The sequence below is a fragment of the Sporomusa acidovorans genome, assembly GCF_900101845.1.
GTDB lineage: Bacteria > Bacillota > Negativicutes > Sporomusales > Sporomusaceae > Sporomusa > Sporomusa acidovorans.
Genome location: NZ_FNAM01000001.1, coordinates 234,544 through 246,885, shown reverse-complemented (window position 1 = coordinate 246,885; position 12,342 = coordinate 234,544). Strand labels below are relative to the sequence as shown.

General features: G+C 41.4%; 12 protein-coding genes and 1 riboswitch. All 12 genes read left to right on the top strand.

Features of this window, described 5'->3' with window-relative positions; genetic code table 11:
* The first annotated feature begins 19 nt into the window (after positions 1–19).
* The 12 genes from BLR65_RS01310 to dapG all read left to right on the top strand — a co-directional run bounded on the left by BLR65_RS01310 (position 20) and on the right by dapG (position 12,335).
* The gene (locus BLR65_RS01310; protein WP_093791662.1) at positions 20–2,134 is read left to right on the top strand and encodes a polyribonucleotide nucleotidyltransferase; all 2,115 of its coding nucleotides are present in this window, start codon (positions 20–22) and stop codon (positions 2,132–2,134) included.
* Between the two features lie 103 nt (positions 2,135–2,237).
* Positions 2,238–2,960, top strand: coding sequence for a polysaccharide deacetylase family protein (locus BLR65_RS01305; protein WP_093791660.1), 723 nt, complete (start codon positions 2,238–2,240; stop codon positions 2,958–2,960).
* 293 nt (positions 2,961–3,253) lie between these two features.
* The gene (locus BLR65_RS01300) at positions 3,254–4,480 is read left to right on the top strand and encodes a glycosyl hydrolase family 18 protein (RefSeq protein WP_093791658.1); all 1,227 of its coding nucleotides are present in this window, start codon (positions 3,254–3,256) and stop codon (positions 4,478–4,480) included.
* A 29-nt stretch (positions 4,481–4,509) separates the two neighbouring features.
* A complete protein-coding gene (locus BLR65_RS01295) occupies positions 4,510–5,388 on the top strand; it encodes an N-acetylmuramoyl-L-alanine amidase family protein (RefSeq protein ID WP_093791656.1) in 879 nt (292 codons plus the stop codon).
* A gap of 175 nt (positions 5,389–5,563) precedes the next feature.
* Complete coding sequence (locus BLR65_RS01290; protein ID WP_093791654.1) at positions 5,564–6,817, top strand: M16 family metallopeptidase; 1,254 nt, start codon at positions 5,564–5,566, stop codon at positions 6,815–6,817.
* Between the two features lie 9 nt (positions 6,818–6,826).
* Positions 6,827–7,273, top strand: coding sequence for a dUTP diphosphatase (gene dut, locus BLR65_RS01285; protein WP_093791653.1), 447 nt, complete (start codon positions 6,827–6,829; stop codon positions 7,271–7,273).
* 80 nt (positions 7,274–7,353) lie between these two features.
* On the top strand, positions 7,354–7,680 hold the full coding sequence (locus tag BLR65_RS01280) for a hypothetical protein (RefSeq protein ID WP_093791651.1): 327 nt from the start codon (positions 7,354–7,356) through the stop codon (positions 7,678–7,680).
* A 4-nt stretch (positions 7,681–7,684) separates the two neighbouring features.
* Complete coding sequence (locus BLR65_RS01275) at positions 7,685–7,948, top strand: YlmC/YmxH family sporulation protein (RefSeq protein WP_093791649.1); 264 nt, start codon at positions 7,685–7,687, stop codon at positions 7,946–7,948.
* 200 nt (positions 7,949–8,148) lie between these two features.
* Entirely contained in the window at positions 8,149–8,823 is a 675-nt protein-coding gene (locus tag BLR65_RS01270; RefSeq protein WP_093791647.1) for a general stress protein, read from the top strand.
* Between the two features lie 113 nt (positions 8,824–8,936).
* Positions 8,937–9,107, top strand: a riboswitch (Lysine riboswitch).
* 119 nt (positions 9,108–9,226) lie between these two features.
* Positions 9,227–10,021: a 4-hydroxy-tetrahydrodipicolinate reductase gene (gene dapB, locus BLR65_RS01260; RefSeq protein WP_093791643.1), complete on the top strand. Its 795-nt coding sequence runs from the start codon at positions 9,227–9,229 to the stop codon at positions 10,019–10,021.
* Between the two features lie 51 nt (positions 10,022–10,072).
* Positions 10,073–11,104, top strand: a complete 1,032-nt coding sequence (locus BLR65_RS01255) for an aspartate-semialdehyde dehydrogenase (RefSeq protein ID WP_093791641.1) — start codon at positions 10,073–10,075, stop codon at positions 11,102–11,104.
* 10 nt (positions 11,105–11,114) lie between these two features.
* Positions 11,115–12,335 (top strand): aspartate kinase, encoded by a 1,221-nt coding sequence (gene dapG, locus BLR65_RS01250; RefSeq protein WP_093791639.1) that lies wholly within the window; start codon positions 11,115–11,117, stop codon positions 12,333–12,335.
* Positions 12,336–12,342: the final 7 nt, after the last annotated feature.

Genomic DNA, 12,342 nt, shown 5'->3' with positions numbered 1-12,342 from the left:
CAGAGGAGGAAAACAAAATATGGAAAAATTCCAAATGGAACTAGGTGGCCGGACTCTGGTCATAGAATCCGGCAAGATGGCAAAACAGGCCAGTGGTGCGGTATTAGTGCGCTATGGCGATACCGCTGTACTGGTAACGGCAACTCAATCGGCCGAACCAAGACAGGGAATTGATTTTTTCCCTTTAACGGTTGATTATGAAGAACGTTTATATTCAGTAGGCAAAATTCCCGGTGGTTTTATTAAGCGGGAAGGACGGCCGAGCGAATCCGCTATTTTAGCTGGTCGCCTAATTGATCGGCCTATTCGGCCGCTATTTGCCGATGGACTGCGCAATGATGTGCATGTAGTAGCTACAGTAATGTCGGTAGATCAAAATAATCCACCTGATATTCCGGCGATGATTGGTGCATCTTGTGCTTTGGGTATTTCTGACATCGTATTTGACGGGCCTATTGGCGGCGTCCGCGTAGGCTTGCTGAATAATCAGTTTGTTCTAAACCCTACGGTCGAGCAACAGGAAAAAAGCGATCTTAATTTAACCGTAGCAGGCACCAAAGATGCTATTTTAATGGTTGAAGCGGGAGCAAATGAACTGCCTGAAGATACCATGCTTGAAGCTATTTTATTTGGTCATGAAGTTATTAAAGAGATTGTGGCGTTCCAGGAAAATATTATTGCTCAAATTGGTAAAACCAAAAGGGAAAAACCGCTTTATGAAGTTCCGGCTGAGATTGCTACCGCTATCCGTGAATACATAACGGAAAAGTTAAAAGTGGCTGTGGCTAATTCAGATAAACTGGCTCGCGAAGAAAATATCAAGCAGGTTAAAGTGGAGGCGACTGAGCACTTTTTAACTATATATCCTGAAAATGAAAAAGATATTAACTATATGTTCCAAAAAATTCTCAAAGAAATTGTGCGGAAAATGATTACTATTGATAAAATTCGTCCTGACGGCCGTCAAATCGAAGAGGTACGACCAATCACTTGCGAAGTGGGGTTATTAGCAAGGACTCATGGCTCGGGGCTATTTACGCGTGGTCAAACGCAAGTATTTACTATCACTACCTTAGGGGCTATTGGTGATGAACAAATCCTTGATGGCCTTGGGGTTGAGGAGTCCAAGCGCTATATGCATCATTATAATTTTCCTTCATTTAGCGTGGGAGAAACCAAACCTTCGCGGGGTCCCGGACGGCGGGAAATTGGTCATGGCGCTTTGGCGGAGAGAGCACTACTACCTGTTATTCCCTCCGAAAGTGAGTTTCCCTATACAATTCGCTTAGTATCAGAAGTTTTGGAGTCCAATGGCTCAACTTCTATGGGAAGTGTTTGCGGCAGTACATTATCTTTAATGGATGCAGGCGTTCCCATTAAGGCTCCGGTGTCCGGGGTTGCTATGGGGTTAGTTAAGGAAGGCGATCATTATACAATCTTAACTGATATTCAAGGCATGGAAGATGCACTGGGTGACATGGATTTTAAAGTGGCTGGTACAACGAAAGGTGTAACCGCAATGCAGATGGATATGAAAATATCCGGGATTACCAAGGAGATTTTCCAAGATGCGTTGGCACAGGCCAAACGCGGTCGTATGCATATTTTAGGAAAGATGCTTGAGGCTATTAAAGAACCGCGTAAAGAACTTTCACCTTTTGCCCCGCGTATTATTACCATGGAAATCGATCCAGATAAAATTAGAGACGTTATTGGGCCAGGCGGCAAGACAATTAAAAAAATTATCGAGGAAACAGGTGTTACCATCGACATCGAAGATGATGGTAAGGTTTTCATTGCCGCTGTTGACGTTGAGGCTGGACAAAAAGCAGTAAACATCATTGAAACTTTGGTGCGCAACGTGGAAGTAGGTGGCGTTTATACCGGTAAAGTTACCCGCTTAATGAATTTTGGCGCATTTGTGGAAATTCTTCCTGGTAAGGAAGGTCTTGTACACATTTCACAGTTAGCGCGCGAACGGGTGGGAAAAGTAGAAGATGTTGTTAAGGTTGGCGACGAAATTGTGGTAAAAGTAACTGAGATTGACCGTCAAGGACGTATTAATCTGTCACGTAAGGAATTATTAAAGGCAGAACCAAGAGAAAACCGTCCGGAAGGAGCCGAGAGTAAGTAGCGATAAGAGGACTTGGCATAGCCAAGTCTTTTAATTTTTCTCATAAAATAGTACTCTGTATAATACACTGTATTACTGTAGTAGCTGGCAGGAGTTGATCAAAATGCAGTGCAAAGTGGTAATTGTGAGAAAAATTCGTTCATGGTACATGTATTTTGCTGTTGGTGTTTTTATGACAGTTGCCATGTTATCAGGCAACCTGCAACCCCTTTTAATTTCTACACAGCTAGCTCCTATACCACCGCCGGTGTTCCAGGGAAATGCAGCTAAGCCGCAAATTGCTTTAGCTTGTAATGTATTTTGGGGAGAAGAATACCTTCCCGATATGCTGAAAACACTTGCCGAAAACAATATTCATATTACATTTTTTATCGGTGGCAGCTGGGGTAAGAAATATCCTGAAATACTCAAGGATTTGGCTAGTAGGGGACACGAACTGGGAAACCATAGCTATAGTCACCCTCACCCCAATAATTTGAGTAAAGAAAAAAATAAAGAACAAATAATAAAAACAGAGGAACTTGTGGCCGATGTCACCGGGATAAAAACCAATTTATATGCGCCGCCGTATGGCGAGTATAATAATACGGTCTTATTAGCTGCGCAAGAACTTGAGTATACCACAATTATGTGGAGTATTGATACAATTGACTGGAAACGTCCGCCGCCTGATGTTATTAAAGAACGTGTGTTAAAAAAACTCCATAATGGAGCAATTATTTTGATGCATCCAACGGCACCAACAGCGCAGGCATTACCAGGCCTTATTACCGAGATTCAAAAACGAGGTTATACTATAACGACAGTATCTGATATATTACAGTAGCATAATTAGGCAGGCTATAGCCTGCTTTTTTTATTGCTTAATTGCGCGAAATATGATAGTATAATGTTTACATAAGTAGGTGATTGTTTGTTATTCATCTGCTTATGGAGTGAGATTGGGATAGGGAAGCTGACTTTTGTTTACCAATGGTTGGTATTAGTCATTTTTTATCCAGCTAGAAACAAGGTAACTTTTCTGGATAAAATGCTATACCCTGGAGGACTAAGTAACTTCGCCTATGTCTTAAGACTTGGCATAAACCAAGTCTTGTTATGCTGAATGGAGGGTGATATATGATTAAGTATAAAAATTATGTTTCCTGGTTTGTCATGATGGCTTTCATGATAACCATTATGCTGCCAGTTACGCCGGCATATGCTTTTTCAGTTTCTGATTTATTTCAGGCTACTGATCTTAATAGCTCGAAAGCAGAGAATGACATGAGTACAGGTAAAGGAATTCTAGATGTTTTTCTTGGCCTGTTACTGGGTAAATTGCTGGGCAGTACGGGTAACACTTTAACACAGGCGGGAATTACAGACAATTCTGGCAGTGATGGTCAGTCTTCAAAAGAATTTGTGGGTTTTTACGCCGAGTGGTGGGGGACAGACACCGCTTCGTTCGATTCCATGATTAATAATGCCAATGTAATTAAGACAATTGCGCCTTTTTGGGCTACATTACAAGCTGATGGTACGGTGACTGACCGAGGCGGTAATGATCACGCAACCGTGGTTAGTACTGCTCAGCAAAAGAACATGACAGTGTTACTTCTTATTAATAATGCTAAACAGGATGGTGCGGTGCCGCCGGTTCATACCGTCCTCTCCAGTCCGGCGTTGAGGACCAAAGCCATTGATAATTTTGAAGCATATATAAAAAAGTATAACCTCGACGGGATCAATGTTGATTTTGAAATGGTACCTGCTGAGGACCGCGATAATTTGACGGCGTTTATGAAAGAACTATCTGAACGTCTTAAGCCACAAGGATATATTGTCTCCATTGATGTTTTTCCCAAGCAAAATGAAGACAATGACGTAGCCGCCGCCTATGATTATGCTGCACTAGCGAAATATGCCGATAAGATCATGATTATGACTTACGATAATCACGGCGTATGGAGTGGTCCAGGTCCGATTGCGGATATTCGCTGGGTAGAGAATAATCTAAAATATGCTTTGCGGTTTATCCCGAAAAACAAATTATATCTGGGTATTGCAGCGTATGGTTATGACTGGTCAGCCCAAGGAACACAGTCTTTAGACTTTAAATCCATTACGGATCTATCTAAGCGCTATGGACAAGCTGTGCAATGGGATGATATGTCTAAATCACCGTACTTTAGCTATACGGCAGCAGACGGTGTGGCACATACCGTGTGGTTTGAGAATAGCGAAAGTATTAAGTTTAAACTATCCCTGATTACTAAATACGATATTGCCGGTGCAGCCATGTGGAAACTTGGCGAAGAAGACCCCAAGGTTTGGTCGGTCTTACGTGATACGTTCCATAAATAAAATAATAACCAAACATTGGGAGGTATGTTGTGTATAGCAAAAAAATAATGACAGTTATCATGCTGTTGGTTTTGGTATTTAATGTGATAGGCACTGTACAGGTAAGCCATGCGGCTGCTTTAGATAATGTTGTTGATACATTGGCAGCCTCCACTGTTTCATCCGCAGATGGCGGCTCAGATGTATTCAGCAAATTATTCAGCCTCTTATTTGATAAAATACTCGGACCCATACTGAATATTTTTGGTGGTGGTAAAGCAGCGACCACTTTACCGGACAGCCCGGTAAAGGTAACTCCGCTTCCTCCGCGGGACGGGAGCGGAAGTATTGTAGATAGTAGTGCCTTACGCGGTAAGGTCGTTGTTATTGATCCGGGGCATGGTGGCAGTAATCCAGGAGCTGTAGCGAATAATACCAGGGAAACCGATAATAATTTGGCAGTAAGTCTTAAGTTGCGGGACAAGCTGACTGCCGCTGGAGCCAAAGTAATTATGACAAGACAAAGTGACCGCACAGTTGCCCCTGAAGGTAGCTCATTAGGTCAAGAGCTGGCGGCAAGGGTGAATATTGCCGAAACAAATAATGCGGATATTTTTGTTAGTATCCACTCTAATTCTAACCCAGATCCATCAATATACGGTACGATGACATTTTATCCTAGTGGTAAATCATCTAAATTGGCACTTGAAGTCCAAGACAATATTATAAAAGAGACAGGTGCAGTCGATAAAGGAACTTCGGCAGCGACTTTCTATGTATTGCGTAATACCTCAATGCCTAGTATCTTAGTCGAAATGGGGTTTGTGAGCAATGCCAGCGAGGCCGGCAAGTTACAAGACGACAACTACCGTAATAAAATCGCCCAGGGGATTTTTGCCGGAATTGCAAAATACTTTAATAATAATTGATAAATTCTATTTTGACAGAGATAATCGCTATTGCGAAGATCTCTGTTTTTTTCTCTGGCAAGTTTAGGTATAATAAGGAATATACTATGCTAGCAAATTGGTTTAAATAGGCAGCAGTAAGCTAAATTGGGTAAAGTAGTAATGGATTATTTTGGTTTTATGAAAAGGAGATTTTATGTATAAAAAATCAGTATTGCCTAATGGCATTCGCATCGTGTCAGAAACTATTCCTTATGTTAAATCGATTTCTATGGGAGTCTGGATTGCAACTGGGTCAAGGTTTGAAGAAGAATATAATCATGGAGTGTCTCACTTTATTGAGCATCTAATGTTTAAAGGAACCACCCGGCGTTCGGCCAAAGAGATAGCAGAGACTGTTGACGCAGTTGGCGGACAGTTAAATGCTTTTACAGCTAAAGAATGTACTTGCTATTATCTGAAAATTTTAGATACCCACGCTGATTTAGCCATGGATATTCTGAGTGATATGTTGTTGGCATCTAAATTTGCCGAAGAAGATATTGAACGCGAGCGTCAGGTTGTGCTTGAAGAAGTACATATGTACGAGGATTCACCGGATGAATTGGTCCACGATATTTATCTTGATTCTGTATGGCCGGTTCATCCACTAGGCCGGAACATTTTAGGAACAACCGATTCAATAGAACGGTTTAATCGAGAATTAGTTCTTAAGTATTTTCAGGATTTTTATACCCCGGATAATATGGTCATTGCTGCCGCCGGCAATATAACACATGAAGATTTGGTAAGCTTAGCAGAGCGTTATTTTGGTAAGTTTAAAGGCAAAAAAAGGAATATAGACATAACAACTCCGGCTTTTGTTCCCGCCAGAACAACTATAAACAAAGATTCTGAACAAGTGAACGTATGTTTGGGAACGTTAAGCGTATCCCAGGACAACCCCCAAATATATCCTGTTTATATTTTTAATAATATTTTAGGCGGTGGCATAAGCTCGCGACTTTTTCAGGCTATTCGCGAAGAACGCGGCTTAGCTTATTCCATTTATTCTTATCAGAATAATTATAAGGACGCAGGCCTGCTTACCATTTATGCCGGTACCCGGCCTGGAAACATCAATCAAGTTTTGGATCTTATTATAGAAAACTTGAGAGAATTTAAAATTAAAGGGATAAATGAGCAGGAAATGATTAAATCCAAGGAGCAAATAAAGGGAAGTTTATTGCTTGGCTTAGAAAGTTCAAGCAGCCGCATGTCGCGTATGGGAAAATTGGAAGTTACTTTAGGAAAATTCATTACTTTAGATGAAGTGGTAAAAAAAATTGATAATGTGACATTAGCGGATATTAATGAGATAATTGACCAAATGCTTGTTGCTGAAAAATTATGTTTTACCGCTCTAGGTCCTGTTGATTCATTAAACCTTAATACCAAATTTTATATTTAAAAGGAGAATATTATGATCAGGGGTTTTGAAGTAGTTAGTCAGTATAAAGATTGCGATATCATTTTACCTATTCGTAAAACAGCAGCAAGCGCCGGGTATGATCTGGCCACTGCTCACGATAGTACCTTGCTTCCGGGAAGGGTTACCGTACTCCATACAGGGATCAAAGCCTATATGCAACATGACGAATATTTAGGAATTTATATTCGATCGGGACTGGCCATTAAATATTGCTTAAGCCTGATTAATGGCCAGGGAATTATTGATGCTGACTATTACAACAATATGGAAAACGAAGGCCATATTATGATTGCTATTTTCAATCATGGGACTGAAGCTGTTGAACTTAAAAAAGGCACTAGAGTGGCACAGGGAATATTTTATAAATATTTAAAAGCAGATAACGATTGTGCAGCAGAGGTTCGTTCAGGCGGCTTCGGAAGCACCGGTCAATAGATTGGCGAACAACAAAATTTTTCATAACCAATACCCACTTGCCATATATATTGATAGGGGCAATGAAGGGGGGCTACTGAGTGTATACCTGGATGATATTAGTACTGATTATTTTAGCGATTTTAGGGTCTCTTTGGCTGCGTGTCTGCTGCTTGCGTGCTAATTTTGACAGTGCGGCTCCGCAAATTGAGCCCAAACCATCACCATTTTCAAATGCTGTACAGGATTTAGTATCTACTGCCGGCGGGGTATATCTTTCTTTAGTTATGATCGTTTCTTTTTTAAAGATTGAATTACCTGAGCGCATAGTCATAACTACGATATCCTTCGATCCGTTGGCCATGACCGCTATTGTTGTGGCGATTATTCAACCGGTCTTTAGTAAAATATTTGATGGCAGTAGGTGAAAATATGCGAATAAGTGAAATGACTGGCAAAGAAGTTATCAATTTGGGAGATGGTGCTCGTCTGGGCATAGTAAGTGAATGTGATCTCACTTTTGATAGTCATTCAGGCGTTATTGGGGGCTTGCTATTACCGAAACGAAAAACAATATTTAACTTTTTGGGGGAAAGCCAGATAACAACAATACCTTGGCAGGCGATCAAACGAATCGGGGATGAAGTCGTTATTGTTGATCTAAATAATGCTTATGAACGCATGTATTCCAGGTGAAAATATATATTCCGCAGTAAAGAATTGTAGACTCAGGTAGGTGGTGCATTGACAACGCTCCACCGCTGGCGCTTGACTTCCGCTTTTGCCAACACACCACCTACCTGCAAAACTTTAATGCGTTGTATATAGAATAAAATATTTGGTACTGGTCAACCTAACATTAAACTGAACATAGATTAATGTTAGGGAGGAAAATCATGGAAAATACAAACAATTTTACAAATGGCAAACAAGAAATACCTAATCAAATAACTCCAACCACTAGTCAGGCAGGAAATGCTTTGGTCAACCCCTATACAAACTCGCAGACGCAGACCACAACATCCCAAACACAGGCTGCAAATTTAGCTCAAGCCCAGCCAGGAAAAGCACAAGCAGGAAATCAGGAAATTAAAAATGTAATTGGTGTGTTTAATTCTCATGAACATGCAGAACAGGCAGTAAATGCGCTAAGGTCGCAAGGGTTTACCACAGAAGAAATTAATATTGTCTCGAAGAATAATAAGCAAAACCAAAACCGGGAAAATGACTACTATGAAGATGACATTACAGATGGAGCTCTTACGGGAGGTACCTTGGGAGGTATTGGTGGGTTACTTCTGGGTGCCGGTGCTTTAGCTATTCCGGGTGTAGGGCCCGTATTAGCGGCAGGACCAATTGCTGCCGCTTTAGGCGGAGCGGTAGCAGGCGGCATCGCCGGTGGCCTTGTTGATTGGGGCATTCCGGCTGAAGCAGGAAGACGTTATGAACGAGAAGTAGCACAAGGAGGAATTCTGGCGATAATCCGTTCAGATGCCGCGAAATCTAATCAAGCGGCTCAAATCTTAAGACAAAACGGCGCCAAGGACGTTGAAGTTCATGCGTTAACCTAATTTAAGATTTTTGCATTTGCTGATAAGTAAAATACAGTTTTTTAATATTTATTGACAATACTGGAACCTTTAGTATAAAATGTGTATAAAATGAATAAGCAACATCCTGTAAAGGATGAAGTAGAGGTGCGGGAATCAAAAGTACTTTCAGGGAGAGTGGCGTCATTGAACTGGAAGGAAAGGGGCTACCGCCGAAGTAAGAAAGACGGCCAAATCTTCTTACTGGTCTTATATCAAATAGATTTAAGACTGTCACCATTACTTGGTGGAGCGCTATCTCATCTGGTCAGGGACGGTATATACACATATATTTTCCTATGGTCAGAAAAATGCTGTCTAGCAGTTGGGGAGAAAAAGCGCTCACCAGCTGCTTTTTTTATATTAAATAGGGGGTGGATAGCGCTTGATTAGAGTGATAGTGTGTGGCGCATATGGAAAAATGGGACGGGAAGTTTTACGGGCCGTTCACAATGATCCGCATTTAAGCATAGTGGGAGCAGTAGATATTAATTCCGATTTTGCTGATGTAGGAGATATTATTGGTGCAGGAAAAACAGGGGTAACTGTCGGTAATGATTTACTTACTGTTATCAATGAAACCAAACCACAAGTTATGGTCGATTTTACCAACCCACAATCAGTTCTAAATAACATTAGATCCGCAATTAAAAATGGAGTTTGCCCAGTTGTAGGCACAACCGGCTTAACTGAACCGGCCATTAGTGAAATTCGCGAATTGTGTGCATCTACTAAAGTCAATGCAATTATATCCCCAAATTTTTCTATTGGTGCCATTTTGATGATGAAATTAGCGCAAGAAGCTGCCAAGTATTTGCCGCATGTAGAAATTATTGAGCTGCATCATGATCAGAAGCTGGACGCTCCCTCGGGGACGGCTCTTAGAACTGCGGAATTAATTGCCGGTGTACGGGGTGAGATGCAACAAGGGCACCCGGATGAAAAAGAAAAATTGACGGGTGCTCGTGGAGGAAATTTGTCTGGAATTCGGCTGCACAGTGTTCGTTTACCTGGTTATGTAGCTCATCAGGAAGTGATTTTCGGCGGATTAGGACAAACGCTGACTATTCGTCATGATTCAGTATCTAGAGAGTCTTTTATGCCCGGGGTAGTACTGGCTTGTAAAAAAGTATTGACTGTTGACGGACTTATTTTTGGTCTTGAGCATATAATGGACTAAAATTCTGCAAAGTAAAAGTAACGATTGCAAAGTTGGCGAGGAGTGGTTGAAATGAAAAAATACAGTGTAGCAATTTTAGGGGCAACGGGGGCCGTTGGACAGGAATTTTTGAAACTTATTGAAGAGCGTAATTTTCCGTTTGATAAATTAAAGTTGTTGGCGTCTGGACGGTCGGCCGGCAAAACGATTGATTTTATGGGTAAAAGCTACATAGTAGAGGAAGCAACACCTGACTCATTTAATGACGTTCAAATTGCACTGTTTGCTGGCGGTTCGATAAGTAAAACATTAGCCCCTGAGGCTGCTAAGCGGGGAGCAATTGTTATCGATAACTCCAGCGCATTTCGTATGGACCCGGAAGTGCCTTTAGTTGTGCCGGAAGTTAATCCGGAAGCTATTAAAAATCATAAAGGGATTATTGCTAACCCTAATTGCTCTACAATTATTATGGTAATGGCATTAAAACCTATTTATGATGCGGTAAAAATAAAGCGGATTGTTGTTTCTACTTTTCAGGCCGTGTCGGGAGCCGGCAAAGAGGCTATTGATGAGTTAACAGAGCAAGTTAAAGCTAGTGTAGAAAATCGTCCTATAGAGGCAAATATATTACCAAGTGCCAGCATGCCCAAACATTATCAGATCGCGTTTAACCTTTTACCACATATTGACGTGTTTGTTGAAGATGATTATACCAAAGAAGAAATGAAAATGGTCCATGAAACGCATAAAATTCTTAATGACTATACCATCGGCATTACTGCGACAACAGTAAGAGTGCCGGTATATCGCAGCCACTCCGAATCAATAAATATAGAAATGAATGATTCACTGTCACCGACCGAGGCGAAACAATTGTTAGCAAATTTTCCCGGAGTTATTGTACAAGATGATCCAACTGAAATGCTTTATCCTATGCCGCTTTATACTTCTGATCGTAATGAAGTCTTTGTTGGACGAATTCGTTTAGATAAAACTGTACCCTATGGCCTTAATATGTGGGTGGTCGGTGATCAAATTCGAAAAGGAGCAGCTCTTAATGCTGTGCAAATTGCTGAATACATGATTGAGCATAATTTAATTTGAGGTGTAAAAAATGCGAATAATTGTCCAGAAGTTCGGGGGCACATCTGTGGCATCACCCGAAGTGCGGGAACTTGCACTGCGTAAAATTGAGAAGGTGCGGGAGCAAGGATTTAGCCCGGTAGTTGTAGTATCGGCAATGGGACGACAGGGGGCTCCTTACGCTACAGATACACTTATTGGTATTGCGCGATCCGCGTACAAGGGTATCGCAGCGCGTGAACTTGATCAGATTATGTATTGTGGTGAAATGATTTCTGCGGTAGTAATGGCCGGTACATTGCAGGCTGCCGGTATGGACGCAATTATGTTAACGGGAGGACACGCTGGTATTATTACTGATGCAAATTATACTGACGCGCGCATAGTAAAATGCGATCCAACGAGATTAATCCATCTTTTAAGACAGGGAAAAGTCCCTGTTGTCTGTGGATTTCAGGGTATGACCGGTGATAACGAGTTTACTACTTTAGGGCGCGGCGGCAGCGATACAAGTGCGGCAGCCTTAGGGGCGGCACTCAATGCTGAATTGGTTGAAATATATACAGATGTTGATGGAATTATGACTGCTGATCCAAGAATTGTTGAAAATGCGAAAATTCTTGATTGCATCAGTTATGGTGAAGTATGTCAACTGGCTCACCAGGGGGCCAAGGTGATTCACCCGCGTGCAGTTGAAATCGCCATGCAAAAAAATATTCCGTTGGTAGTAAAATCAACGTTTTCAGAAGCTCCAGGCACCCTCATTACCAATATCGCCAAAGAAGATACCGATGGAACAGCGGTAATTGATCGAGTCGCCACAGGCGTGACCTATTTAAATAACATTGTTCAAATTAAAGTTCATCTTGATGATGCCATGGGAACTGATGCCAGTTTTAAGGTATTTAAAACGATGGCTGACAGTGGTATTAGTGTTGATTTAATTAATGTTCATCCAGGGCAAATCATGTTTACGATTAACGCCGACCATGCGGAGAAAGCTTCAATAAGGCTTAAACGTTTGGGTTATGAGATTGAAGTATTGGAAAATTGTGCGAAAGTATCTGTGGTTGGCGGCGGTATGAGGGAGGTACCGGGAGTAATGGCAAGCTTTATTGAAGCTTTGTCTCGTAATAGAATTGCCATTCTGCAAACAGTCGACTCTCATACATCTATTTCTGTACTGGTACCGCAAAGCGATGTAGAAACTGCAGTAAAATCCCTTCATGAGAAGTTTGGCTTATCAAATTAGTAAGGGG